Annotated in this window: 23 protein-coding genes; 21 read left to right on the forward strand and 2 right to left on the reverse strand. The window is 46.2% G+C overall.

Annotation, left to right across the window (positions count from 1 at the left end; translation table 11 throughout):
- Positions 1-4 precede the first annotated feature (4 nt).
- Positions 5-793, reverse strand: a complete 789-nt coding sequence (asd, locus tag NYR53_RS08260; RefSeq protein WP_056836609.1) for an archaetidylserine decarboxylase — start codon at positions 791-793, stop codon at positions 5-7.
- A gap of 516 nt (positions 794-1309) precedes the next feature.
- Here asd and NYR53_RS08265 point away from each other — a divergent pair.
- Positions 1310-1606, forward strand: a complete 297-nt coding sequence (locus NYR53_RS08265; RefSeq protein ID WP_261304727.1) for a transposase — start codon at positions 1310-1312, stop codon at positions 1604-1606.
- Between the two features lie 63 nt (positions 1607-1669).
- Positions 1670-2947, forward strand: a complete 1278-nt coding sequence (nagZ, locus tag NYR53_RS08270; RefSeq protein WP_261304728.1) for a beta-N-acetylhexosaminidase — start codon at positions 1670-1672, stop codon at positions 2945-2947.
- 138 nt (positions 2948-3085) lie between these two features.
- Here nagZ and NYR53_RS08275 read toward each other — a convergent pair whose 3' ends face one another.
- On the reverse strand, positions 3086-4186 hold the full coding sequence (locus NYR53_RS08275; RefSeq protein ID WP_261304729.1) for a YheC/YheD family endospore coat-associated protein: 1101 nt from the start codon (positions 4184-4186) through the stop codon (positions 3086-3088).
- Between the two features lie 282 nt (positions 4187-4468).
- Here NYR53_RS08275 and NYR53_RS08280 point away from each other — a divergent pair, with 282 nt between their 5' ends.
- The 19 genes from NYR53_RS08280 to NYR53_RS08370 all read left to right on the forward strand — a co-directional run bounded on the left by NYR53_RS08280 (position 4469) and on the right by NYR53_RS08370 (position 26070).
- Entirely contained in the window at positions 4469-9145 is a 4677-nt protein-coding gene (locus NYR53_RS08280; RefSeq protein WP_261304730.1) for a WIAG-tail domain, read from the forward strand.
- A 213-nt stretch (positions 9146-9358) separates the two neighbouring features.
- The gene (locus tag NYR53_RS08285; protein WP_261306302.1) at positions 9359-10078 is read left to right on the forward strand and encodes a sugar phosphate nucleotidyltransferase; all 720 of its coding nucleotides are present in this window, start codon (positions 9359-9361) and stop codon (positions 10076-10078) included.
- Positions 10078-11082 (forward strand): dTDP-glucose 4,6-dehydratase, encoded by a 1005-nt coding sequence (gene rfbB / locus NYR53_RS08290; protein ID WP_261304731.1) that lies wholly within the window; start codon positions 10078-10080, stop codon positions 11080-11082. The genes NYR53_RS08285 and rfbB overlap by 1 nt, the downstream gene beginning before the upstream one ends.
- Positions 11079-11951, forward strand: a complete 873-nt coding sequence (gene rfbD / locus NYR53_RS08295; protein ID WP_261304732.1) for a dTDP-4-dehydrorhamnose reductase — start codon at positions 11079-11081, stop codon at positions 11949-11951. Before rfbB ends, rfbD begins: the two co-directional genes overlap by 4 nt.
- A 1-nt stretch (position 11952) precedes the next feature.
- Positions 11953-13056 carry a CgeB family protein gene (locus NYR53_RS08300; protein ID WP_261304733.1) on the forward strand — a complete coding sequence of 368 codons (1104 nt, stop codon included), beginning with the start codon at positions 11953-11955 and terminating at the stop codon, positions 13054-13056.
- Positions 13057-13071: 15 nt separating this feature from the next.
- On the forward strand, positions 13072-14220 hold the full coding sequence (locus tag NYR53_RS08305; RefSeq protein ID WP_261304734.1) for a CgeB family protein: 1149 nt from the start codon (positions 13072-13074) through the stop codon (positions 14218-14220).
- A 42-nt stretch (positions 14221-14262) separates the two neighbouring features.
- Complete coding sequence (locus NYR53_RS08310) at positions 14263-14544, forward strand: hypothetical protein (RefSeq protein ID WP_261304735.1); 282 nt, start codon at positions 14263-14265, stop codon at positions 14542-14544.
- 167 nt (positions 14545-14711) lie between these two features.
- Positions 14712-16490 (forward strand): glycosyltransferase family 4 protein, encoded by a 1779-nt coding sequence (locus tag NYR53_RS08315; RefSeq protein WP_261304736.1) that lies wholly within the window; start codon positions 14712-14714, stop codon positions 16488-16490.
- Positions 16487-17581 (forward strand): non-hydrolyzing UDP-N-acetylglucosamine 2-epimerase, encoded by a 1095-nt coding sequence (gene wecB / locus NYR53_RS08320; protein WP_261304737.1) that lies wholly within the window; start codon positions 16487-16489, stop codon positions 17579-17581. Before NYR53_RS08315 ends, wecB begins: the two co-directional genes overlap by 4 nt.
- Positions 17571-18557, forward strand: coding sequence for an SDR family NAD(P)-dependent oxidoreductase (locus NYR53_RS08325; protein WP_261304738.1), 987 nt, complete (start codon positions 17571-17573; stop codon positions 18555-18557). The genes wecB and NYR53_RS08325 overlap by 11 nt, the downstream gene beginning before the upstream one ends.
- Positions 18554-19387, forward strand: coding sequence for an SDR family oxidoreductase (locus NYR53_RS08330; protein WP_261304739.1), 834 nt, complete (start codon positions 18554-18556; stop codon positions 19385-19387). Before NYR53_RS08325 ends, NYR53_RS08330 begins: the two co-directional genes overlap by 4 nt.
- Entirely contained in the window at positions 19369-20292 is a 924-nt protein-coding gene (locus NYR53_RS08335; protein ID WP_261304740.1) for an NAD-dependent epimerase/dehydratase family protein, read from the forward strand. The genes NYR53_RS08330 and NYR53_RS08335 overlap by 19 nt, the downstream gene beginning before the upstream one ends.
- 36 nt (positions 20293-20328) lie before the next feature.
- Positions 20329-21660, forward strand: coding sequence for a peptidase G2 autoproteolytic cleavage domain-containing protein (locus tag NYR53_RS08340; protein WP_261304741.1), 1332 nt, complete (start codon positions 20329-20331; stop codon positions 21658-21660).
- A gap of 10 nt (positions 21661-21670) precedes the next feature.
- On the forward strand, positions 21671-22387 hold the full coding sequence (locus NYR53_RS08345) for a glycosyltransferase (RefSeq protein WP_261304742.1): 717 nt from the start codon (positions 21671-21673) through the stop codon (positions 22385-22387).
- A 25-nt stretch (positions 22388-22412) separates the two neighbouring features.
- The gene (locus tag NYR53_RS08350; protein ID WP_261304743.1) at positions 22413-23654 is read left to right on the forward strand and encodes a glycosyltransferase family 4 protein; all 1242 of its coding nucleotides are present in this window, start codon (positions 22413-22415) and stop codon (positions 23652-23654) included.
- Entirely contained in the window at positions 23641-23823 is a 183-nt protein-coding gene (locus tag NYR53_RS08355) for a hypothetical protein (protein WP_261304744.1), read from the forward strand. Before NYR53_RS08350 ends, NYR53_RS08355 begins: the two co-directional genes overlap by 14 nt.
- A 120-nt stretch (positions 23824-23943) precedes the next feature.
- Positions 23944-24390 (forward strand): hypothetical protein, encoded by a 447-nt coding sequence (locus NYR53_RS08360; protein WP_261304745.1) that lies wholly within the window; start codon positions 23944-23946, stop codon positions 24388-24390.
- A 247-nt stretch (positions 24391-24637) separates the two neighbouring features.
- The gene (locus NYR53_RS08365; protein WP_261304746.1) at positions 24638-25354 is read left to right on the forward strand and encodes a glycosyltransferase family 2 protein; all 717 of its coding nucleotides are present in this window, start codon (positions 24638-24640) and stop codon (positions 25352-25354) included.
- A 5-nt stretch (positions 25355-25359) separates the two neighbouring features.
- Complete coding sequence (locus NYR53_RS08370) at positions 25360-26070, forward strand: glycosyltransferase family 2 protein (RefSeq protein WP_261304747.1); 711 nt, start codon at positions 25360-25362, stop codon at positions 26068-26070.
- Positions 26071-26105: the final 35 nt, after the last annotated feature.

Raw genomic sequence — 26105 nt, forward strand, 5'->3', positions numbered from 1 at the left:
CCTTTTATTTTTCTAGGAAACGGCCGAGGTCTTCTCCCATTTTCACTTTAGAACCAAGCTGCAGATCTGGGCGAGGCTCAAACATATCGTCTTCAAAAAGGAGAACGACTGTTGAACCAAACTCGAAATAAGCTAGTTCTTGACCTCGCTCAAGCGTTTTGGGAAGAGGCTTCACATATTGAATAGAACTAACGTTAAGTGCCCCAACCTTCACCACAGCAACTTCGCCGGCATTGTGCTGGATAAAGGTGATTAACCGTTCGTTACGACTTAGTACTCTCTTCATATGACGAAGGCCAAACTCATTCACAGGATATACTTTCCCAAGCACATGCTCGCTCTCAAGCACATCACCTGAAATCGGCGAATGAATCCGGTGGTAGTCCGTAGGGCTGAGGTACAGCACAAAATAAAAGCCATTTTTATAATTGACCGTACGAGGGGAACGATTAAGGAGCTCTTCGATTGTGTAGTCTTGACCTTTGACATTCACAATCAGGCCTTCCTTAATATCGCCGATACCTGTAATCATGGCATCAACAGGACTTACAACACGAGTTAGGTCTTCGTGAATAGGGCGTAACCCTGGCTTTAATCTGCGTGTGAAGAAATCATTCAAAGATTTATAATCCTGTAATTGCTTCTCAGCATCTTCAATGCGTATTCCGTAGGTTTGGGCGAAGCGAGGAATGAAGATCCGGCTTGCTTTGGATCTGGCAAAAGCGCCTGTCACTTGGGACACCCATTTGCGTGAAGACAGCTCCGTTAGCAATCGAAAAAATGGTTTAGACATAGATTAAAAAACTCCTGTTCATTCGTGTTTATATCGTTCTTCGCTAATCTTGCCACAGAAAGGTAAAAGAATCAATTGTCGAATAGGGAAGGAATGCAAGGTAAGCGCAAGAAAAAAACAGCCTAATGGCTGTTTGAGATAGAATATGCTAGCTTTGCTTATAATCCCCGCAGGTATAGCAGGTAGCGAGGTTAACGGAGATAGGGACAGAGGAGCCGGCGAACTTGATACATTGAACAGGGGTTCGAGATGAATGATCAGAAATACTCGTACAGGACTTGCAGCTTGCGATTAGCTCAAAGGAAGCATCTAAGGGCAGCGAATACTGTAAGACGTTATTCTTCTTCATTAATTGACCTCTTTTCCTTGTGATGGATACGAGCCGGATCCTAGCAGGAGAAGCCTTCATGTAAACGTTTTACTTTCAATATCAATCATATCACAAAATGGATCAAAATGCCTTTGGTATTTCCGGAAAGGAAACCGTCAATGCTGTTTATGAGGTGAAATGACATCATGTCTATAATAATTGTAGTTCTTAGTATTCTGATTCCCATCAGTATGCTAGTAAGTGCTTGGCTGTTCACGATGTGCCGAACTATATATCACGTGTTGGCAGTGGGGTGTGCCTATGTGTTTGGTATCATCAGCGTGCTCGCCATATATGAGATTTTAAGAGATGAGACGGTATTTATGACGAATATTCATGGCGTTTTTCAAAATGGGCTATTCCTGTTAAGCGGAGCTTATTTGGGTTGTTATGGGATCTACACGTTACTAAAATGGACGCTGAAGGAGTTTAGAAGTGAATAATCGGTCTTGCAACAATTGTTGCCGGAAGATCGTTAAGAAGATTAGAGCCAGAAGGGAAGGTAGATGAAGATGAAACGAGAGATAACTTTGTTGATCAGAAGCGTTGTGTTCGCGGCTTCGTTTTCATTACTCTTAACTGGATGTTGGTCGTCTAACCCGGGAGTAAATCCATCTTCCTCAACACCCGCCGCGACACCGCCAAGAGTGGAAGCTACTCCATCACCGACACCAACTCCTACACCAGTTGCAACAAGCGCGGTTACGGCAATGACACTGGAAGAAAAGGTAGGACAAATGATTATAGCGGGAATCGATGAGTACAGTATGAATGTACAAGCACGCGAACTGATTGAAACTTATCACGTTGGCGGGATTATATTATACAAGCCTAATGTGAAAAATACGACTCAACTGGTAAGTCTAGTTAATGAATTGAAACAGACGAATGCCGTGAATAAGCTTCCGCTTTGGCTGGGTGTCGATGAAGAAGGCGGCAGAGTGACACGGTTGCCGGATGAGATTACGAAAACACCGACCAGCAGAGACATCGGTAAAACAGGTCGTCCTGTGCTGGCCTATCAGATCGGTCAACTTCTTGGGAAAGAACTGAATGCCTATGGCTTAAATATGGATTTCGCACCCGATCTGGATGTTAATAGTAACCCCAATAATCCGGTCATAGGTGACCGTTCATTCGGATCTAACGCTTCTATTGTGAGTAGTTTTGGCGTTCAAATGATGAATGGACTACAGAATCAGCAGGTTGTTCCAGTTGTGAAGCATTTTCCTGGGCATGGGGATACCTCGGTGGATTCGCATGTAGGACTGCCGGTTGTTCAAAATGACCTCGCCCGCTTGCGTAAGCTTGAGCTGGTTCCGTTCGCAGAAGCTATCAAGCATCAGGCTGATGCGGTCATGGTCGCTCATATTTTGCTGCCTAAAGTGGATGCTCAGAATCCTGCTTCAATGTCGAAAAAGATGATGACAGATCTTTTGCGTAAGGAAATGGGGTTCGAGGGACTCATCATGACAGATGATATGACGATGGGGGCTATCATCAAGAACTATGATCTGGGTGAGGCCGCCGTAAAATCAGTTCTTGCTGGGGCAAATATCGTTATGGTTGGACATGAGTATGAGAAGGTCGTCACGGTCATAAACGCACTGCGCAAAGCCGTTCAATCGGGGCAAATACCGATGGAAACGATAGACCAAAGTGTTCGTCAAGTCACGAAGTTGAAACAGAAATACCAACTGCATGATCGTCCGATCCAAGTTCCTGATACGAAGAAACTGAACGCAGAGGTGCAAAGCGTACTAGGGACAAAAGCAAACAAATAACACCGTTCCTGCGGGTTCATTCGCAGCACGGTGTTTTTTTGTGCGTAGATAAGAATGTGTAAGTTTTATTACACTTCGCGTCATCAGTCTTGACAAACGCGCTCGTCCTGAAGGACGACGGAGTCGTTTATCCTTGGATTAAAGTGGGGGGATACCGCCATCTAACAAGAATTTGGCATAGGCGATAGGGTTGAAAAAAGTAGCTTTCCATATCTCCTGCATTTTGGCTTCAAGGAAGCAATAGCGTTGATCTTTCCCGTTGCATTCAATAAATAAGGGAAGTCCGTCGCTTGTGATCCCTATATCGAGCCCAATATCAGCTAAGTAGGGCAGTTCTGTACTGAGATGCCGAGCGACACGCAGAGAGAATTCGGTAATTTGGTGTAATACTTCCTCTTGATTAAGATGAGGGTATTCGGTGGATAGAATATCGGGTAAAGCTCGCACTTCTCCACCCTGCGCTACATTCGTGAGAAACAGCTTACGTGATGCGACTTTCGCAACCATACCTGTTATTCCCCATTCGCCAGATGCCCCGCGCTGAGCAGATATGCGAAGATCGAAGGGTCGGCCATCAAATGTAGCCAGAGGCAGGCGCTGCTGAATCATGTAGGTGTTGCTTTGGATTTTGCGTCGTAAGGTCAAAGGAAGGTACTGACGGAAGCTTACTGTCCGCCAGAGTTGGTTGCTGATCTTCATGCTTGCCGGGTAAATGAGCTTCCAGCTCCTAACATTGCGATCCATTTTCATCACGCCACGTCCGATGCTGGAATTGGTAGGTTTTATAATGAGAGAATCGTAGGCTGACATCATGATTTTCATATTTTTGAAGGTAGCCGGGTAAGTCCTTGGCAGATGGGGGCGAATGCTATCATTTTTCAGCAAAATATCGTGAATGTGCAGTTTACTATAGCGGTTCCATCTATTAAACAAGATTACGCCTCGCTTGGTCCATTCCTCCAGTTTCTGATAAGAAGCATGGTCCAAATAAATCGCTCGATTATGAATTACCGCGGGTAGATCCAACCATTTTTGCTCAAAGCAGAGACCTTCTTGTACATAAGCGAGTACTTTCATCTTATCGATAAGGACATCCTGAAGGCGGAAATAGCAAGGAATTACACCGTATTGCTTGCCAGCTTCTTCATAAAATGGAATAGCTTCATACTTTGTGTTCCCTAGGGGAATACCTGCGTATAAGGAATCATTGACCAAAATACCCACATAGGGATTCGACATCTACTTCACTCCTTCTCCTTCAGAGGGCTGGGATTTATGAGATTGTAACTCTCCTCAGTTTATGGAAAAGCAGGGGTGCTTGTTTGTACGGATGCCGATACTTTCCATGCAGCAATGGGACAAATGCCCAAGCTTTGCCTTTTAATCCGCATATGTATAGAGAGTAGTTGGTGAATTGACCATTTATCTAGGTTAGCGCACATTTTCTCGGGCTAGCGTACCTATCGGGCGGGGACTGAATATGTTACAAGTGACTAATTCTTGGAGAATGGAGAGGAGTCTATGAGTAAGAGTAAGAACAACAGAGCAAGACCTTTCGTGAAAAAAGTAATCTCCAGCAGGGTGAACGAACTGGATTGGATAGATGAGATTGAGCCAGAATCTGCTCCAGTGAAGCAAGAAAAAACAGAGAAAGCTGAGAAAGCCGAGAAAGCAGAAAAAGAACCTGTTCAGAAGACGGTAACGAGTGATCCGCAAACGCCACTCAAAGGGAATGTGAAAGCCCCAGTCGAAACGACCAAAATTAACAAGCAATCTAGTCTAATGAAGGTATCCACTACTTCCACCGCTCCCCCACCGCCACTGTTATTGCTTTCGGAAAGGAAAACGGGGAAATTTGCAAACCCTGTCGTCTATACAGATGATATTGTGGAAGAAGCGATTACTTGGGAGAAAATTGCAAATCGCTCTGTTGATGAAAGTAAAATCAAACCACTAAGTATCGGCACGAAAGCTCTGAAGGATTTTGCTATCGAAAACTCGAAGCTAGCTCCGGGAAGCGTAACAAGAGATAAGATCGCTAATCAAGCGATCAACGATGAACATATTGCTCCGCATAGTATCTTGGGTGATAAAATTCAGGATGAATCCATTCCGGGCAGTAAACTGTTGGACAATAGTATCACAGCCGATAAACTGGCCGATCAAACCATTGATTCCTTAAAAATTGCTCACGGTTCCATTCTTCCACAACATTTATCTGAGCTGATCATTACGAGCGAACTCATTGATAATCAGGCGATAACTGGAGAGAAAATTCGTAGTGGCGCCGTGCAAGCAAAGCATTTGTCCAATTATATTATTGATACCGCCAAGCTGACGGATGCTTCCGTCACAACAGATAAGTTAAGAGATCAGGCTGTGACCGAAGAAAAAATCGCCAATGCGAGTATTACCTCAGTTCATTTTCAACCACAAAGTATTTATGGAGAGCACTTAGCTAACGGCAGCGTTCTAAGTCATAACATTGCTCCGCGTCAAATCGAAACAACGCATATTGCTGATCTTGCTATTGAGAACTTTCATTTGAAGGATGAGTCGATCACCACAGAGAAGCTGGCATGGGATGCTGTAAATCAGGATCAGATTGCGGATATGGCTGTATCGAGCGCGAAGATTGCTCCACTAGCGATTGAGACGAAACATTTGCAGGAATCCTCCATCTATGGTGAACATATTACCGATGAAGCAATCACGAGTCGTCATATCGCCGCAAGCTCGATTCAAGCGGAGCATATTGCGAATGGCGCTTTATATGGAAGTTTGCTTTCGGATGGAAGCATTACATCAGATAAGTTGGCAGAAAACCTCATTACGGATAGTCACATTCAACCTAATGCCATTCAAAGCCAGCATCTTGCGGACGCTATCATTTCGACGACGAAACTGAAAGATGGGTCCATTACATCAGCTAAATTGGTAGAGGACCTTGTGGAAGGAAAGCATATTCGCAGTCAAACGATTGGTAATAGGCATTTGATTGATGGAGAAATAACGCCTTCAAAGCTTCAAGATGGAACGATCACCTCATCTAAATTAGCCGAAGGCTCGGTTGAGGGAAGACATATTAAAGCACAATCCATAGACAATACACATTTGGCTGATCATACGATTTCTACCGCTAAGCTTGAGGCGGGGTCTGTGACGAATGAGAAATTATCGGAGGGCAGTGTAGATACTTCGAAGTTGAAGGAAGAAAGTGTAACTTCTGATAAGATCTCACCGAATTCCATCAAAACGGGACATTTGCAGGAAGGCATCATTAGTAGTATTCATTTGAAAGATGTAGCCGTACTAGGTCAGCACATTACTCATCAGGCCATTGGTAAAGAGCATCTTCAGAATGGAATTGTTACCGGGGATAAGATCGGATTAAATGTGATTCGCTCGGAGCATGTCGTTGATCAAGCAATCGGTGAGAAACAAATTGCTTGGTTAGCGGTTCAACGCGAACACATAGCTGAAGAAGCCATTTCAACGCTTCATATGCAAGATGAAACCATAACAACGAGTAAAATCGCGGAAGAAGCTGTAACGAGCAGTAAAATGGCCTCCATGTCGATTGAAACTCGCCATTTACAAGAGAAAATTATTAATGGGCTACACATTAAACCAGGTGCAATAACGTCTGAACATTTAGCCCAAGGTTCCATTACTATTGGTATTTTCGCTGACCGAAGTCTGGAAGGAACCAAACTTATCGAAGGATCGATCACCTCTGAAACACTTGCTCAAGGAGCTGTTACAGAAGAGAAGCTGGCAAGCGGAGCGGTTGGGACCCAGCATCTGCAAGCTGAATCCGTATCGTCCAAGGTACTCCAGGATCGAGCAGTCACATCGAGGAAACTGGAAGACCAAGCGGTGATGGAAGTCAATTTAGCAGATGCGAGTGTGACTAGCCGCAAAATCACAGTGAAAGCTATCAATAGTGAGCATATCGCTGACGGGGCGATTACAGCGGCTAAACTGGCTAATGAAAGTATTCATGGCAGTAAGCTAGTGAGCGGAGCGCTAAGTGGAAGACATTTGGCAGACGGTGCTGTCACGAGTTCCAAAATTTCAGCGCTTGCTGTAAATAGTGAGCATTTAGTGGATGGTGCTGTAAGCAGTTCGAAGTTGGCAATGGGCAGCATAGACAGTACGAAGCTGTCTCTAGGATCAGTTGCGAGCAAACATCTGTCTGATGGTGCTGTAGATGGTGCAAAGCTAGCGCTTGGCGTTGTTGATACGGAACACCTGGCTAACGGTGCTGTCGATAATGATAAGCTTGCTGCGAATTCGGTAGACGGAAGCAAATTAATACTTGGTGCTGTTAGTAACTATCATCTAGCGGATAATGCGGTGTATGGAGCAAAGCTGGCGACAGGCAGTGTAGACGGCAGTAAGTTGACAACGGGCTCAATAAGAAATGAGCATCTGTCAGACGGTGTTGTAGATGGTGTGAAGTTGGCAGCAGGTTGTGTGGACGGGACTAAGTTAACGGTGGGTTCGGTTCATCGGGAACATCTCATGGATAACGTTGTAGATGGATCGAAGCTGGCGGCAGGCGCAATAAATAATGAGCACTTAGCAAATGGCATAGTGGATGGGTCAAAGCTTGCAGACAGCAGCGTAGGAAGTAGTAAATTAGCGCTTGGAACGGTTGGCAGCGGTCACCTTATTGATGGTTCTGTTACGAGTGCAAAGCTTGCTGCGGGTATTGTTGACAGCAGTAAGTTAGTCACTGGGGCTGTGAACAGCGATCATATCGCTGCTGGATCCATTAATGCCTCAAAGTTGGCTCCAAACAGTGTGGACAGCAGTAAGTTAGTAGCAGGTGCAGTTACGAATGAGCACTTGGGAGACGGAAGCATTACAAGCAGCAAGCTGGCGCCGTTCAGTGTGGATGGCAGTAAGCTGGTATCTGCGGCAATTAGTGGTTTTCATCTTGCAGAAGGTGCAGTGGATATTACGAAGCTAGCCGCTGGAAGTGTTGATGGCAGCAAACTGACAGCTGCATCTGTCAACAACGCTCACCTTATCGACGGTGCTGTCGATGGGGCTAAGCTGGCCGCAGGCAGTGTAGATGGCAGTAAGTTGACCGCAGGTGCTGTTAGTGGCGATCATCTTGCTGACGGTGCATTGTATGGCGCGAAGCTGGCAGCGGGAAGTATTGATGGCAGCAAGTTGGCCTCTGGCATCATCAGCAACTATCATTTGACGATTGGCAGCGTGGATGGAAGTAAGATCATCACAGGTGCAGTTACGAATGGACATCTGGCGGACGGTGCTGTGGATGAGGCTAAGCTGGCTGATGACAGTGTGAACGGTCGAATATTGGCGGGCGGCTCGGTGAGTGGCGAACACCTTGTTGATCATGCTGTGTCAGGCTCGAAGTTGGCTCCAGGCAGTGTTGATGGCAGTAAGATTTCAGTTGGCGCAGTAACTAAAGAGCATCTGGCTGAAGCCGCGGTAGATGGTAGCAAGCTGACGGCAGGCAGTGTGGATAGCAGTAAATTGGCAGAGTGCGCGGTCAGGAATGAGCACCTGAAGGACGGCGCTGTAGATGCAGCGAAGCTTGCTATAGGCAGTGTAGATAGCAGTAAGTTAGCGTTTGGAGCCGTGGACAGCAGTCATCTGGCACCCGGTTCCGTAGACGGATCGAAGCTGACTGCTGGCAGCGTAGATGGCAGCAAGTTGGCCTCTGGCGCAGTGAATAGCAGCCATCTGGCAGACGGTGCGCTGGAAGGATCGAAGCTGACGGTTGGTAGTATTGATGGCAGCAAACTGGCTTATGCCTCTATTAGCAACTTTCATATTGCGAGCGGCAGCATTGACGGAACAAAGCTGAAACCAAGTGCTGTAAGAAATGAGCACATTGCAGATGGATCGCTTTCCGTAACGAAATTAACGGAAAATGTCCTGCAGACGCCAAGTGCACAAAAAAATATTACGCAGCAGTTTGGACTCGTTCCTTTTGAAATGAAACTTCAGGATGAAATGATGGAAGTGGTCTTAAACTTCGATGAGAAGTTTGCGGATGAGAATTATGTGTTAACGGCGATGACGGATCACCAGTCCTGCTATGTATCTGTGAAACAAAAATCGATGGATAACGCGGTAGTATCTATTATGCGTGCCAAGTTTTCACCAGATCAACAAGGTATCGTGAATTGGATAGCTATCGGCAAGAAGTTGTAAATGAAGAGGGCTCAGGTTATTAATAACGGCTAGTGTCGCAGATGCTGCGAGCTAGCCGTTTTTTGTTGTTTAGCGGCGCCACTTTACGTGTGGTTGAATGTCCAATTTTTGAATCAGGGGTATTCGTCCAATTTCCATATATCACGAAAGCATATGATTAAAGAAGTGGATGTGGCTACGCACCATTATAACGCTTGGAAAGGGGTATGTCTTGTGAAGGGTGTTGTACTGGCGGGAGGAACGGGAAGCCGCTTGCGTCCTCTGACGAACATCATCAATAAACATTTGCTTCCAGTCGGTGAATTACCCATGATTCAATATGCCATCGAGAAATTATGCAAAGCCGGCATTCAAGATATTTTATTAATCACGGGAAAACAATCCGCAGGGTTGTACTTGGATTACTTGGGCAGTGGTGAAACGTTTGGTGTCCGTCTTACTTACAAGCTCCAAGATAAAGCCGGGGGGATCGCTCAGGCACTGGCGCTCGCGAAGGAATTCGTGTTGACGGGTGAGAAATTTGTCGTTCTTCTGGGTGATAACTTGTTTGAAGATTCCTTAAGTCCGATAATTGACACCTTCGAGAAGCAGAAAGATGGAGCAATGGTCATTCTAAAGAAGGTGACTGATCCTAGAAGATATGGTGTTGCAAAGATGAAGAATGGCATCATTGAACGGATCGAAGAAAAGCCGGATTATCCGAGCTCGTCTTATGCAGTTACGGGTATTTATTTATTTGATTCTACAGTGTTTGACATTATTAAAAAACAAACGCCTTCCAGTCGAGGCGAACTGGAAATCACTGATGTGAACAATGTGTACGCAGCTGCGGGCAAGCTTACTCATGGGTTCTTTACAGGTTGGTGGATTGATGCCGGGACACATGAATCTCTCTTCCAGGCTACTCTTTTTGTAAGGAAGGAGAACAGCTAATGTCGGTGATTCTAATTACGGGTGGAATGGGATTTATTGGAAGTAACTTTATTTATTACTGGAAGAAAAATCATCCGGAAGATCATTTAATAAATGTTGATTTACTTACGTATGCAGGAAATGAGGATAACCTCAGGTCACTAGATGGGCAAGCTGGTTACCAGTTTGTACTTGGTGATATCGGTCATGTTGGTCTCTTAAACCAATTGATGAAGCAAGGGGTTGACGTGGTTGTCCATTTTGCCGCCGAATCCCATGTGGATCGAAGCATTCATAACCCTCGCAGCTTTGTGCTTACAAATGTAGCAGGGACACAATGCTTATTGGAGGCAGCGAGACAGCATCAGGTTAAGAAGTTCATTCATATTTCGACGGATGAGGTTTATGGATCACTTGGAGACGATGGGGCATTCACCGAAACGACTCCCTTAGCACCGAATTCTCCTTATTCTGCGAGTAAGGCAGGATCGGATATGCTAGTCAGAGCCTACTATGAAACCTATGGGTTCCCGGCTGTGATTACTCGCTGCTCTAATAATTATGGTCCTCGTCAGTTTCCTGAAAAGCTAATTCCACTCATTATTACTCGTGCCCTTCGCAATGAGCAGATTCCGATATATGGCGATGGATTGAATATACGAGATTGGTTGTATGTGGAAGACCACTGTTCAGCGATTGAACGAGTGATTGAGGATGGCGTACCTGGGGAGGTTTACAATATCGGCGGACAAAATGAACGAACGAATTTGGAGGTTGCCAAAAGCATTCTGAAGCTGCTTAACAAAACGGAGGATTTGATCCACTTCGTATCAGACCGGCCTGGACATGATCGTCGGTATGCGATTGATAGTAGCAAAATTCGCCGTGAACTGGGCTGGGTGCCGTCCTATTCATTTGAATCGGGACTAAAGAAGACACTGGATTGGTATGTGCAAGAACACGAATGGTGTGCACGTATTGCAGACGGATCTTATCGCGCCCAAACAGAAGCTGATCGCACATGAAAATATTAATTACTGGAGCCGGTGGACAGCTCGGCTATGATCTCATTCGTGTGTTTGGCCTCGTTCATGAAGTATCAGCTTGGCGCAAAGACCAATTTGACGTGAGCGATGAGAAGAAAGTCATGGACATCCTTCTACAAGAGCGACCGGATGTTGTTATTCATGCTGCTGCTTATACGAATGTCGATAAGGCGGAAGTAGAGACGGAGCTAGCCTATCAAGTGAATGCATTGGGAGCCCTGCACATTGCAAAGGCTTGCGAGAAAATCGGTGCCAAGCTTGTATATGTGAGTACCGACTATGTGTTTGATGGAACGAAGGAAACCCCGTATGAAGAGGGGGATATCACCAATCCAAACAATATATATGGTCATTCTAAGCTGCTTGGAGAGAAATTCGTCAGAATGACCTGCTCGAAACGTTTTGTCGTACGTACGTCTTGGTTATATGGCACCAAAGGAGCTAACTTTGTTACCAAGGTGTTGGAAAAGGCACAATCGGGAGGACCTCTGTCCATTGTAGATGATCAATTCGGCTCACCCACGTATGGTTTGGATCTGGCGATCTTTCTTCGAGAACTGATTGAAACGGACAGGTATGGCATTTATCACGCATCGAATCAAGGGGTGTGCTCTAGATATGAATTTGCCTTGCACATTTTGAAGATCGCTCAAATGGAGCATGTTCCGCTGATTCCTGTTCATTCGGATTCGTTTCCACTGCCTGCGGCAAGACCGATGTACTCGGCATTTGCTCATAAAGCTATGGCTGACAATGGCTTTACCCCGATGAGAGATTGGAAATCGGCGCTGAACTTTTTCTTGAAGATCGATCATATTTATCCAGCAGCCTTAGAAAAGAAGGTGTGAGATGAGCAAAACGATTGCTACTCGTCCGTATGGTCCGAAAATGGGTAGAAAACGTGGACTTCAGAAAGGTAAAGAACATGGCATCCGGATGGGGCGGTGCCAGTTTGTTACTGACTCGATGCGACCTGAACCCTTACCACTCCGAGATGCCAGAGTGTTATTTATCATTCAAGGTTTCGATGCCATTGACCAAGGAATTGCCCAGGGCCTGCGACAAACGGTCCGAGAAGCTTTTACAGCAACTGCTGTCGACATGCTCCGTTTGGCGGCAGAGCTTCAACCGAACCTTGTGCTGGTCATGAATGGTCTTCATGTCTTTCCGGCTGATCACACAGACCATGTCGATCAAGTGAGACAGATGGGCATACGCACGGCGATTTGGTTTGCGGATGATCCCTATTTTACCGATCATACGGTCACACTTGCTCCTCACTACGATTACGTGTTTACGCATGAATTGAGCTGTGTAGCGCTCTATCGGGAAGTTGGTTGTGGCCAGGTCCATTACTTACCCTTGGCAGTCAATACGGCTGTTTTTAAGCCTACGCATGTTAGTCCCGAATATCGAAGTGATATCTGCTTTATTGGAAATGGGTTTCCGAACCGGATCGCCCTATTTAATGAGCTGACTCCATTCTTAGCGGATAAAAAAGTGCTGATTGCAGGGGGATTATGGGAACAACTAGAGGGATTTGATTTGCTAAAGAAGGGCATTAAGCTGCAATGGATACCTATTGAAGAGTCTGTGAAGTATTATAACGGAGCCAAAATTGTCATTAACGTTCATCGCCAAACCTATCATGAAATGTACAACAAAAATAGTAGAAATATCCCGGGTCATTCGGTTAATCCAAGAACGTATGAGATTTCTGGGTGCGGTACGCTGCAAATTACAGATCACCGTCACGATTTGGATATGTATTATACGCCCGGTTACGATATCGAGACCTTTCATAATTCGGCAGAACTTATCCTGAAGATGAAACATTACTTGAGACATGAAGAGGATAGGCTGCGAATTGCGATAAGAAGCTTACGAAGAACAATGAATGAACATACGTTTGCGATTCGATTAGTCAAGCTGATGGACATTGTATTTGCCTAGAAAGGAGTGCAGAAGATGGCCGAAGTCAAGAAGAGTTCTTCCTCGAGAAGGGGAAAAAAGAACGGTTATGAAGCGGGCTATTCCAACGGAGTTAGGTTAGGGCTATGCGAAGCTATTATTCATAAAGCGATTCGTGATCGGATACCTAACCCCGTTTGGGATGTGCGAGTGTTATATGTAACGTCGGGTAAAGGATTTCCTTACGAGCCCTTGGATCATGCGATTATTGGCAGCTTGCGTCCATTAGTCCGTGAATTAATTATTGGGAATTGTGATAATGATCCGATTCGTATCGGCAGACCAGAGGCAAATCTCGAAACGCTTGCTGCGGTCTATCATCCCGACCTGATGATTGTTCTAGATGGGATGAATTTATCTCTAGATGTGGTAGATCGGATTCGCAGTATGGGCATCCGTACAGCCATATGGCTTACGGATGACCCCTATTACACGGACATTACCGTCTCTTATGCGACCCACTACGATTTCATGTTCACGTTGGAAGTGAATTGCGTGTCGCTATATAAGGAAATGGGATGCCCTCAGGTTCATTATTTACCGCTTGCCTTTCAACCGGATATGTTTCGACCAAAGCGCATTCCACATGGTATGCATCGGGATATCAGTTTCATCGGATCTGCCTATTGGAACCGGGTGGCGTTGTTTGATCGGCTGGCTCCCTATTTGTCAAACAAACGGATCCTCATTTCCGGTATATGGTGGGAGCGTCTGAAGCACTATAAGCTGCTTGCGCCACAGATTCAGCTCAATACTTGGATGCAGCCGGAGCATACCGCGAATGTTTATAATGGAGCCAAAATCGTCATTAATATGCACCGAGCCTATGATGACCAGGCATATAACAATAACAGCCGGCAAATTCTTGGAGCCTCCCCCAATCCGCGAACTTTCGAGATATCCGGCTGCGGTGTGCTTCAATTAACGGATGTACGCGACGACTTAGTTAACTTTTATACACCAGGTTACGATATTGTCACCTATACATCACCAGAAGATCTGGTGGAGAAGATGGAATACTATTTGCTACACGATGAAGAACGCAAACTAATAGCTATGCGAGGATTGTATCGTACAATGCGAGATCACACCTATGCGAATAGGCTGTCTAACATGCTCGCTATTGTTTTCGGACAACAAGGATGAGAACACCGGTCCTAATGATAAGGAAGCTGAGGTGCATAGACAGTGAACAAAAAGATAAAAGTGCGGAAACTGAAGCTTAAAATAACCCTCCGTAAAAAGAGACCTGCTGCGCAAAGTAAGCTTCATCCAAAGAAGAAACTAATTGTGAAAAAAAAGTTGCGGGCAGGCCGTCATGTGAAATTGTCCCGACGGGGAACAAGACATAGAATCAGCAAGCACCGCAGAATAGCCTATAATGCAGCCTTCGATGAAGCCTATAATGAGGGCTTCAGCATTGGCTTCGCGCAAGGTTATGCTTTGGAGCAAGAACAGCCGACCGTTTAATCCAGCAAACGATGGCCAATGCATTCATGGAAGGAGGTGAATTCCATACCTGTGTCTTAGAGGCAGGTATGTTACACATGTCAACTCCACAACGACCAAAAATTTTATTATTTTCCCATATTTGCAATCCTAATCATATTACGGGTGCAGAAAAAATGCTGCTCTTTATGACTTTGGAACTTGGAAGGAATTTTGCATGTACGTTAGTGGTCCCCAGAGAAGGACTTTTAGCTGTAGAAGCTAGAAACCATGGCATTAACACGGTTGTCCAATCGTTCCCTCTTTTATATGAGATGTATCATCCCTCAGCAGCTTTACCCCACCTTTTCCAGGAGTTGCTTCTTCATTCAGAACTGCCAGGCTTAATCGATCTTCTATTCATTCATGAGCCGGAAATGGTCATCACGAATACTTGCATTAACATTTTACCAGCCGTGGCCGCTAAGAGACTGGGGATTCCTGTAACGTGGGTCATTGCGGAGACGACTCTAATCAATGAATTCACACCTTTCAGTGTAGAGCTCATGGACCAATATGCGGACTGGATTGTGGGTATTTCGGGTACAACCATGCAGCCTCTTCAGAGCATTATGAGCAGCAACAAAAAGTTCGTACTTCCTCCATCATGGCATACAGAGCAATATAACCCTAGTGAGTGGCCGTTAAGAAGGCAAAGTAAACGTGCGGAAATCGGCATCTATGATGAGCGGCCCGTCATCGGATACATTTCCTCCGATATTTACGCGAATAAAGGGCTGGACCATTTCATTCAGATGGGGATTCACATTTGCGAAACGAATCGGATGGTCCACTTTATGATTACAGGCAAACCAACTGACCCTGTCTATATGGAATCCTGCAGACAAATGATCTTGATCTCAGGCTACTCCTCTCAATTCTCCTTCCTCCCTTTTGACGCCAACATTCAATCTATTTACCCAGCGATGGATATCGTTGTTGTTCCTAGTCTTATGAACGAGGGATTTGGATTAACGGCCTTAGAAGGTCTCATTTTTGGTAAAGCCGTTGTTGCTTATCGCTCAGGTGGATTGGAAGAAATACTCCATTCAACGGGAAATGAAGCCTTTCTGGCTCAAAAAGGAGATGTTCGTGATCTCACAATTAAGGTTCAGTATTTATTATCGGATCACCAAAACCGCCAGAAAATAGGGAATAAGAACAGCCAAGTGATTCATCAAGTGTTTGGGATTGAAGCTTACCGTGGCCGTTTGGGAAGTTTTCTTTCTCATCTCGGGCCTGTCTTGGAATCAAGGCGGATGGATCGGCAGAATTCTCCTAGGTTTCCTGAACATTTCCTGCTGAAAGGGGAATCCTCACATACGGTATTCGTCATTGAGCAGGGCCTTAAGCGCCCGATTTCTACGGGTGTAGATTTCAGTTTTTATAAATTTGATTGGAACCGAGTTGGGACTGTAGATGATCGCCAGCTAGCCATGCATCCGACAGGTACTCCCATTCGTGCTGAAGAGCCTTTTCTGACATATGCCCCAGCGATTTATGTAGCGAGAGGACAGGGGCCAACCGTTTACCTTATGCAGCATGGGGTGAGATATCCTTTTATGTCAGAAAGTGCTCTTCAGCGTTACGGGTACGCGATGTCACAGATCGTCTTGCTTCCGGAGAGCGGTATCGCTTCTTACACGCAAGGTCTTCCGATTGGTGGAGGCGAGAAAGCTGCGCAAAAGGGTCCTAGGCGAAAAAGTAAAGCTAAGCTGATCATGAAGAAAAAAACAAAAAAAGGAACAAAGCTGAGAAAGGGCACTCGCAGGTTTGCCAAGGGTGGTTTCAAAGCACGCAAACGGAAAGTAGCCCAAGCGAAAAAGTCGATAAGAGGACGCGGGCAGGCTAGACGTCGTGCAAAAAAGGTAAAGGCAGGACAACGTCCTAAGCATAAAAGAATCGTGAAGGTAGGCGGAAAAAGATGAAAATCGCGACTGTTTTGGGGACTCGTCCCGAAATTATCCGGCTGAGTCTCATTATTCAGAAGCTGGATGAACTGGCCGAACAGCATGTGCTCATTCACACAGGACAGAATTTCACTTCTACGCTTAGCGACGTGTTTTTCGAGGAGCTGGGGCTGCGCCAACCCGATTATATGCTGCAGAACCAGCAGCGTACGTTAGGAGGGCAGCTCTCAGTCCTTTTCGCAGAGCTGGAACGCATATTTACACTTGAACGCCCGGATAAAGTGCTTGTTCTGGGTGACACGAACAGCGCGCTCAGCAGCATCCTTGCCGAGCGAATGGGTATTCCTGTGATTCACATGGAAGCGGGTAACCGCTGTTTCGATCTCGGTGTACCGGAAGAGAAGAACCGAAAAGTGATCGATGCGATTTCTAGCATTAATATGCCATACACCCGTTACAGCCGAGACAATCTGCTTAGGGAGGGCGTACCCAGTCATCGTATTATCGTCACAGGGAATCCCATTAATGAAGTGCTGATTCATTATGAGACACGTATTGAACAAAGTGACATTCTTGAAAAGCTGGATCTGAAAGGTGAGCCTTACTTTCTGGTTACAACGCATCGTGCTGAAAATGTGGATCATCCTGAACGACTCCAACAAATTCTCCAAGGACTTAATCTGGTTGCTGAAACCTTTGGACATAAAGTCATTTGCAGCATTCATCCCCGTACCCAATCACGACTCGAGAAGGATGGCATGGTCACGATGCATCCACTCGTTCAATTTCATGAGCCATTTGGATTTTTCGACTTTGTGCATCTGGAGAAGCATGCGTTCTGTGTCTTGACAGACAGCGGCACCGTTCAAGAGGAATGCTGCATTTTTCATGTGCCGACGGTGACCATCCGAACGACAACTGAACGGCCTGAAACCGTCGATTGCGGAAGCAATGTGGTTTCTGGTCTCCGAGCTGAGCAAATATTGAACGCGGTTAAAGTGATGGTGAGTTTTCCAGCAGGGTGGCATTGCCCGGATGGCTATTTAGATACAAATGTATCGCAAAAAGTCGTTCAATATTTATTAGGAGGTAAAGATAATGTTTGCTAACGCGACAATCTTAGTGACCGGTGGGACGGGATCCTGGGGTTATGAACTCATAGAACAGCTGCTTCGGGAAAATCCCAAGAAGATTATTGTATTCTCCCGTAATGAATCGACACAGGTAGCAATGAAGCGGACCTTTGAGGATGCCAGACTGAGCTTCTGTATTGGGGATATAAGGGATAAAGAGGCTTTGATGAAAGCTTGTGAAAAGGTTGATTATTTATTCCATCTGGCGGCGCTCAAGCATGTTCCCGTCTGTGAGGACCAACCTTACGAAGCTTTAAAGACGAACGTGGTGGGAACGCAGAATGTTATTGAAGCGGCTATCGAGAACAAAGTGAAGAAAGTTATTAACATTTCGACCGATAAGGCAGCAAACCCTTCCAATTTCTATGGCATGACGAAGGCAATTGGAGAGAAACTTATCGTATATGCCAACCTGTTGAGTTCACATACCAAATTCGTTAACGTTCGTGGAGGCAATGTACTAGGTACGAATGGTAGCGTCATTCACTTGTTCATGAAGCAAATTCAGGAAAAGAATCAAGTAGGCATCACGGATAAAAACATGACGCGATTCTTCATGACGAAGCACGAAGCGATTAAGTTGATGCTTAGAGGCGCAGAAGTAGGGCAGGGTGGGGAAACATTCGTAATAACAATGCCTACATGTAAAATTATGGATTTGGCTGAGGTGCTGATCGAAGAGTTAGGGAATCAGGATGTGGAAGTAGTTGAGCTTGGCGTACGACCGGGGGAAAAAATCCATGAAATTTTGCTTTCTGAGTTTGAAAGCCAATTTACTGTTGCCTATGACGATGATCACTTGGTCATTTTGCCAACGATCGATATCCCCGGACTTAAGAAGCATTATGAGAATTTCCCGAAAGTGCCGTACGAAAGTTTCAGCTCGGAAGAACCGTTGATGTCGAAAGCGGATATTAAAAAAATGCTCGTTAAAGGGGGGTTTCTAGGATGACGCGGAAGCTGCTCATCTTCGGTGGGCAGGGAATGCTTGGTCATTTACTGGTTCGGTACTTTGGCGAATGCAGCAGCTATCATGTTCAGTACACAACAAGGGATAAACAAGATCCAAAGGGACTTTACTTAGATGCCATGGATCCCGTGCTCGTCGATAAAGTGATTGAAGCTGTGGCTCCTAACGTTATTGTCAACTGCATCGGAATCCTGAACCAGTTTGCAGAAGCGAATCCACAAGAGGCTTATTGGGTAAACGGCCTTCTGCCTCATCGGATTCGCGAAGCGGTCGAACGTGAGGGAGGCAAGTTGATTCATATTAGCACGGATTGCGTGTTTTCTGGGAACCGGGGAGATTACAAGGAGAACGACCAGCCGGAAGGTACGACGGTTTATGCCAAATCGAAAGCGTTAGGCGAGGTGATCGGCGGTCAACATCTTACGATCCGGACGTCGATTATAGGGCCCGAAATCCGCACGCAGGGGATTGGATTATTACAATGGTTTTTGCAGCAGCAGGGTATTGTCAAAGGGTATACCCATGTGATGTGGAATGGTGTGACAACGCTGGAACTGGCTAAAGCTATCCATCATGCTATCGAACATCCTTGCTTCGGACTGCTTCAACTGACCGCACCGCAGAAAATAAGCAAATATGAATTGCTCCACTTGTTTCAACATGCATTTGACAAACGCGACGTATCGATCATTTCAGATGAGGAGATTCGTCTCGACCGAACTTTAATCAACACAAGGGATGATTTTACTTTCGAAGTATCGACGTATCCAACCATGCTAAAGCAGTTGGCAGATTGGATGCGATCATCTTGAACGCAGATGCAGGTAAAGAAACTATTCTCATTACGGGTGCTAACGGCTTTACCGGTCAACATGCCTGCGAGCATTTTAGCGCTAGCGGCATGAAGGTGATTGCTGTAGTTAGGAAAGAGAACACGTTAGTTGTTCATGCAGATCAAGTTCAAATTTGCGATTTGACCGATAGGTTGAAGGTTCATCAGCTGATCCGGGAAACGATGCCCAATTACGTACTGCATTTGGCTGGACGAAATGCGGTACAAGATTCTTGGGCTGACCCGATCGGACACATGGATGCGAATGTGATGGCGACTCTATATCTTCTAAACGCCTTGCGGGGCTACCCCGATTGCCGCATTGTCGTAGCGGGATCGATGCTTAGTTTTACGTTGAACGAAAATCCACAACCCCTACATCCTTATAGCCTTAGTAAAACGTTCCAAATGTTGGCTGCTCAGTCGTGGTCTCATTTATTTCAACAACAGATCATGGTGGCAAGGCCTTCCAATTTGATAGGCCCAGGGTATTCCAACGGATTATGCGGGATTTTGGCAAAGAAGGCGGTCAAGATTGAAAATGGTGTAGAGAACACCCCTTTCCGGCTTTCTTCCTTGATCGAGCAGCGCGATTATGTTGACATTCGGGATGCTGTCAAGGCCTATGAGCATATCCTGCTGTATGGAACGGCGGGAACGGTTTATCCGGTAGGTTCAGGCAGTAATCGAACCATTGGGGAGATCGTGAAAGCATTCCAATCGATGATCGCTGTGGAAATACCATTGGAAATTGGACAAATCGATGGTTATGTACCTCCTAACCCAATAGACTTAGCGCTCATGAAAGCCCTAGGGTGGAGGCCCGAAATCTCCTTTGAACAATCCATAGCGGATATTATCCATTTCTATCGAGCCGAATCATAAATCAGTCAATCATACAACGGAAAGGGAGAACGATTCATGGCGTGTAATCAAAATCCATCAGGTACTTGCTCTACGGCGGAAGGGTTTAATACGACGTCCAGCGGGCCTTCTTCACATGCGGAAGGATTCAACACGATGGCTACCGGAAATGCTTCCCATTCTGAAGGCGGAAATACGTTAGCTAGCGGGGAGGGTTCCCATGCAGAGGGCATCGGTAGCAACGCCACTGCTCCGGCTGCTCACGCTGAAGGGGTAAACAACACCGCCAGCGGGAATGCCTCTCATGCGGAAGGGGGCAGTTGCACAGCCAGCGGGTCGGCTGCCCATGCGGAAGGCCAGAATACAAGTGCGATCGCGAATGCCGCACATGCCGAAGGCTTTCTAACATTTGCTACGAAAGATTCCGCCCATGCTGAAGGAGCGCACACGCAGGCTAACGGTGAATCCGCTCATGCCGAGGGTGTCGGCACGATAGCTAATGCCGACGGATCGCATGCTGAAGGATTCAATACTGTCGCCAGTAGTGATGTCGCTCATGCTGAAGGAACCACGACGATGGCCAGCGGCGTCGCAGCGCATGCGGAGGGAGCGCAGACAACGGCCAGCGGCAACGCCTCTCACTCCGAAGGCTTCGGGACGCTAGCCAATGCTGAAGCAGCCCACGCGGAAGGATTGAATACGAGTGCGGGCGGATTTGCAGGCGCCCACATCATGGGCCGCAACGGTACTGCGCAGGAATCTTATTCCTGGTTCATTGGCAACGGAACGAGTGCCGTTACGCGAGGTCTTGGCGCAAAATGGCTCGCTTCTACTGGCAATATGCATGTCGACGGCGCTTTCGTACCTGGTGGAGCAGATTATGCCGAATTGTTCGAAACGATTGACGGCAATTCGATCGAACCGGGCTATTTTGTGTCTATCTTCGGGAAGAAAATTCGAGCGGCTGCTTCCGCAGATGACTATATTGTAGGCATTACAAGCGCAACTCCGGGAATGATTGGAGACAGTGCAGAGATGCATTGGCAAGGCAAATTTTTAACTGACAAATGGGGAAGAAAGCAGTACCGGGAAGTTACGCTAGCCGCAGAAACAGACGCAGCCGGAAGAGAGTTGCTTCCGGAACGTACAGAGCTTCACCCCGTTCTCAATCCGATGTGGGATGCGAAGCAGGAGTATGTTTCGCGCATGAAGCGACCGGAATGGGTTGCTGTAGGATTGCTCGGCAAACTTCTCGTTCGAGATGACGGAACCTGTGAAGTCGATAGCTACTGCAGATCTAATCTCAATGGTGTCGCCACGAAAGCAAGCTCGGGATACCGTGTATTGGAACGAACTGGCGACAATCAAATCTTAATTTTGTTTCGATAGAGGTGAAGTGATGTACCCAAGAGTATCGATCATCATCCCCTTTTACAATTGTCCTTATATCGAACAATCGATTGTTAGTGCGCTTGGCCAAACCTATCCGAATGTCGAGATCATCGTTGTTGATGATGGATCTACCGTGCACACGGACAAAATCGCTCCGTTTCTTACCCGTGTTCATTACTTGGGAAAGGCAAACGGCGGAACGGCGAGTGCACTTAATCATGGCATCCGCATGGCATCGGGAGACTACATCGCTTGGCTTAGTTCAGACGATATGTTTTATCCGGATAAGATTGAGCGCCAACTGAATTTCATGCTGGCCCACCATTCTGTGATCAGTTATACGGCTTTCGATGAAATCGACGCTTACAACAACGTGACGAACCGCAGCGTCGGAGCACGGTTTGCAAGCCAAGTTGATTTCATCCGCTCGCTGATCAGCCACGATCCGATTAACGGTTGTACGGTCATGATGAAGACGGAACTACTCTCGTATATCGGCTTATTTAACGAATCACTTCCTTTTACGCATGATTATGATTTGTGGCTTCGCGCCGTGTTAGGGCGAGTGTACGTTCATTTTCTGGATCAGTCGTTGACGATGTATCGTTGGCACAGCGATATGGGCACCCGTAAGCATTGGCCAGCTATCGAGCGGGAAATTGCCTATATACAAGGAATATATAGAGCTCAGCTTCAAGATTACATTCAACAACTCGGAGGATGAGAAAAGTGTTAGGGAGGGCGCCACAATGAAAATTTTGCTGGCTACTTACTGGCTGCTTCCGCATCTTGGGGGAGTATGGCCGTATATGAACCAGATTAAGCAAAAGTTGGAGGCAATGGGGCATAGCGTTGATTTAATGGGAAACAGCCCTGATTTCACCAAGTTCCATATGGTTTCCGATCATCGTGAGATAGCGAAGGATGTTCTGAAGCCTTTACTATTCGCGAAGCTCAATGCGGCGGCATTTCCTTCTCTACATGCCGACCGTTGGGTTTACGAAACAGAAATCGACCGTTATTGCATGGAACTGGCCGCTGCTTATTTCGGTTTGGAACAGTATGATTTGATTCATACGCAAGATGTTATTTCCACGCGCGCGCTTAGTCGGGTAAAACCGAAAAAGACACCGCTCGTCGCCAATATTCATGGTTCGATTGCCAGAGAAGTTATGCTTGCCGTCTATCATCAAAACCCTAACAGCGAATTGCGAAAGCTGCCGATCTGGAATTACTACAGAACGATGGAATATTATGGCGCAACCTCAGCCGACATTGCGCTGACTTCGACCTACTGGATGAAGAACCTAATGACTGAGGAGTATGGAGTCCCGGCGGCTAACATCGATGTTTTCCAGTACGGGCTAGATACGGACACCTTCTGGCGTAAATATTCGGAAGGCACTTCCATAAGGCGGCCGAGGGACAAGAAAGTAATCATTTGTCCGGCCCGTTTGGTGTTTATTAAGGGGATAGAGGTATTACTTTCAGCGCTTGGGAAGCTGAAACAAGCACGCAGCGACTGGGTTTGTTGGATTGTCGGGGATGGGGAATTGAAGTCGGCTCTTGAACAGCAGGCGGCAGCTCTTGGTTTGCGAGATCATGTGCAGTTTCTGGGGTATCGTGACGATATCCCGGCTCTACTCGGATTAGCGGATATTTTCGCGTTGCCCAGCATTCAGGATAACCAGCCGTTTTCTGTCATGGAGGCACAAATGATTGGTTTGCCTTCCGTGGTCTCCGACGCAGGAGGGCTGCCGGAAATGGTAGAGCACGGCATAACGGGGCTCGTTTCCCCTGTAGGTGATGCGGGCATGATGGCTCATCATCTGGGTTTGCTGCTTCAAGAAGATGCTTATCGGAAACAGCTTGGTGCAAACGCTAAAAGATGGGGAGAGAGCCACTGGTCGTTGGATCTCATGATTGCACGAATGTTGGCGATATATAACAAAGCTATGGAAAAGGCGGGTGGTAGATATGGGGTCTTTTAGGGTTATCGGGGACCTGTATAATGCTTTGTTTGCCGTGCAAACAACCAATCTGGACGTATTGGTTGATTACGAGGTATGGAATCGTATTAAAACTTCTTTGCCCAAAGATTACACGCTTCCCGATACACCTTTTGTGGACGCCTTCTCCCAAGCATTCTTCAAAGAATAAAATTCTATTAAAATACTTCTAGTAATTTCCAGTATGAAACGACGGTTGTCCGTTACCATTCGAACCCTATTAACATCTACTATATGGTAATGCCATTTATAGAAAAAAGGAGATGTTTGTATGGTAGCAACTGTTCTTGATTTTCGTTCCAATGAGGCTGCACAAGGTACTTTTGCATTGCCAATCGCGTTGACACCGGGGGTTGAAGTTTTCTTAACGACTATTACTCTCAACATTCAGGCAGTTACCAACGAGTCCGTATTTTTTTCGACTGTTGGATGGCAGGCTGCGTTAGCAATATTACCGGTCTTGCCCGTGCTTACTTTCCGGATTCGCCGTGGGAGTTCATCCGGAACTGTTATTTTTCAAACGAATGATTCCATGTTTGCGGGTCTTGGTCCTGTTATAGCTACAGACCGTACCTTTTCAAGTGTCCACACTGATTTAGTCCAACCGGCTTTTATCGTTGGCACTACGCAGACTTACTTTTTGACTGTTGAACTATCGGGTACAGGTGGCGCAACGATTGTAGGCCCAGTTAACCTAACTGGATACCTAATGGGTTAATTCACCATCTATTTTATGAAAAAGAAGGGGCTGTCCCTCGGTCTAACTTAGACTTAGGGGCAGCTTCTACTTTAATAGGAGAAAATCCAATTTGTATGATTGCCGTTGGGCAACTATCGTGCCGATTGGGAGGGCTGTTTAATATATTAGTACTAGGGTGCAGCATGCACCTTGATTGTGAGGTTTACCTGTATAATTCTGATACTTATTAATTATTCCGTAGTTTTCCTTGAAGGAGGAACATTGTGTGCAGCCCAAAGTATCGATCATCATTCCGTTCTACAACTGTCCGTATATCGACCAAGCGATTGCAAGCGCTATTGGCCAAACCTACTCAAACGTAGAGATTATAGTCGTGGATGACGGTTCCACGATTCACGCTGATAAGATTGGGCCTTTCAAGGACCGAGTATATTATCTTGGCAAGGCCAACGGGGGAACGGCTAGTGCCTTAAATCACGGAATCCGGTACGCTTCCGGGGAATACGTGGCGTGGCTCAGCTCCGACGATATATTTTTTCCGGACAAAGTAGAGAAACAACTAGCTTTTATGCAGGCGAATCAATCCATGATCAGCTACACCTCATTCGATGAAATCAATGAACATAATCAGGTTCTTAACTGTTCGGCAGGAACTCGTTTCCCAAGTTACCTCGATTTCGTCAAGTTTTGGCTGCAAACGGATCCTATCAACGGATGTACGGTTATAATGCAGAAGCAATTATTTTCGCTTGTCGGTTACTTTGACGAAGGACTGCTCTACACGCACGATTACGATCTTTGGCTGCGCGTTCTGTTGAATCGCATACCGATCCATTTTCTGGATGAATCTTTAATCATGTACCGCTGGCACGAACAAATGGGGACCAAAAAACATTGGCCGGCTATCGAAAGGGAAATTGCGTTTACGAAAGCGAAATACCGCGAACAACTATTGGCGCTGATTGCCCAGATGGGGGGGTGAAGGCTATGTTTCCTAAGGTTTCAGTGGTCATACCAGTTTACAATTGCCCTTACGTCGATGAAGCGATTCAGAGCGCTTTGGACCAAACCTATGAAAATGTAGAGATTATCGTTGTAGATGATGGTTCCACGATGTATGAGGACAAAATTGCTCCCTTTAAAGACAGGGTGAATTACCATCGTAAAGCCAATGGGGGAACGGCCAGCGCGTTGAATTACGGGGTTCGGCATGCTTCCGGGCAGTATGTGGCTTGGCTCAGCTCGGACGATCTGTTCCATCCCGACAAAATCGACAGACAATTGTCTTTTATGTTGGCGCGCGACGCATGGGTCAGTTATACCAACTATGATTTGGTCAACGCACAGAACGAGACGATAAAAACTTTTGGAGGACGTTGCTATGCAACGACGATAGAATTTTACCGGGCGTTTTTAACGAGTGTCCCGGTCCACGGCTGTACGGTTATGGCAAAAAAAGAATTGTTCACGCACGTAGGTTATTTCAACGAACATCTTCTTTACACGCAAGATTATGAAATGTGGATGCGAATCGTATTGTCCCGTTTCGATTTTGATTATTTACATGAATCGCTAACCCGATTTCGCTGGCATGGGGGGAATGGTACGATCCTGTATCAAGCCGAGATGGAGATGGAAGTCCGGTATATACGCGAAACGTTCAATCCCACCCTTCTCAAATGGTTCGAATCCAGTTAAATGCAGAAACGGCATTCTTTGAAGGAAGGCCGTTT

The sequence above is a fragment of the Paenibacillus andongensis genome (assembly GCF_025369935.1).
In the GTDB taxonomy this organism is placed as follows: domain Bacteria; phylum Bacillota; class Bacilli; order Paenibacillales; family NBRC-103111; genus Paenibacillus_E; species Paenibacillus_E andongensis.

Bases quoted from the DNA above. Each gene is read 5' to 3' on its own strand.
- asd (WP_056836609.1), bottom strand. From the start codon at position 793: ATGTCTAAACCATTTTTTCGATTGCTAACGGAGCTGTCTTCACGCAAA.
- NYR53_RS08265 (WP_261304727.1), top strand. From the start codon at position 1,310: ATGTCTATAATAATTGTAGTTCTTAGTATTCTGATTCCCATCAGTATG.
- nagZ (WP_261304728.1), top strand. From the start codon at position 1,670: ATGAAGATGAAACGAGAGATAACTTTGTTGATCAGAAGCGTTGTGTTC.
- NYR53_RS08275 (WP_261304729.1), bottom strand. From the start codon at position 4,186: ATGTCGAATCCCTATGTGGGTATTTTGGTCAATGATTCCTTATACGCA.
- NYR53_RS08280 (WP_261304730.1), top strand. From the start codon at position 4,469: ATGAGTAAGAGTAAGAACAACAGAGCAAGACCTTTCGTGAAAAAAGTA.
- rfbB (WP_261304731.1), top strand. From the start codon at position 10,078: ATGTCGGTGATTCTAATTACGGGTGGAATGGGATTTATTGGAAGTAAC.
- rfbD (WP_261304732.1), top strand. From the start codon at position 11,079: ATGAAAATATTAATTACTGGAGCCGGTGGACAGCTCGGCTATGATCTC.
- NYR53_RS08300 (WP_261304733.1), top strand. From the start codon at position 11,953: ATGAGCAAAACGATTGCTACTCGTCCGTATGGTCCGAAAATGGGTAGA.
- NYR53_RS08305 (WP_261304734.1), top strand. From the start codon at position 13,072: ATGGCCGAAGTCAAGAAGAGTTCTTCCTCGAGAAGGGGAAAAAAGAAC.
- NYR53_RS08315 (WP_261304736.1), top strand. From the start codon at position 14,712: ATGACTTTGGAACTTGGAAGGAATTTTGCATGTACGTTAGTGGTCCCC.
- wecB (WP_261304737.1), top strand. From the start codon at position 16,487: ATGAAAATCGCGACTGTTTTGGGGACTCGTCCCGAAATTATCCGGCTG.
- NYR53_RS08325 (WP_261304738.1), top strand. From the start codon at position 17,571: ATGTTTGCTAACGCGACAATCTTAGTGACCGGTGGGACGGGATCCTGG.
- NYR53_RS08330 (WP_261304739.1), top strand. From the start codon at position 18,554: ATGACGCGGAAGCTGCTCATCTTCGGTGGGCAGGGAATGCTTGGTCAT.
- NYR53_RS08340 (WP_261304741.1), top strand. From the start codon at position 20,329: ATGGCGTGTAATCAAAATCCATCAGGTACTTGCTCTACGGCGGAAGGG.
- NYR53_RS08345 (WP_261304742.1), top strand. From the start codon at position 21,671: ATGTACCCAAGAGTATCGATCATCATCCCCTTTTACAATTGTCCTTAT.
- NYR53_RS08350 (WP_261304743.1), top strand. From the start codon at position 22,413: ATGAAAATTTTGCTGGCTACTTACTGGCTGCTTCCGCATCTTGGGGGA.
- NYR53_RS08355 (WP_261304744.1), top strand. From the start codon at position 23,641: ATGGGGTCTTTTAGGGTTATCGGGGACCTGTATAATGCTTTGTTTGCC.
- NYR53_RS08360 (WP_261304745.1), top strand. From the start codon at position 23,944: ATGGTAGCAACTGTTCTTGATTTTCGTTCCAATGAGGCTGCACAAGGT.
- NYR53_RS08370 (WP_261304747.1), top strand. From the start codon at position 25,360: ATGTTTCCTAAGGTTTCAGTGGTCATACCAGTTTACAATTGCCCTTAC.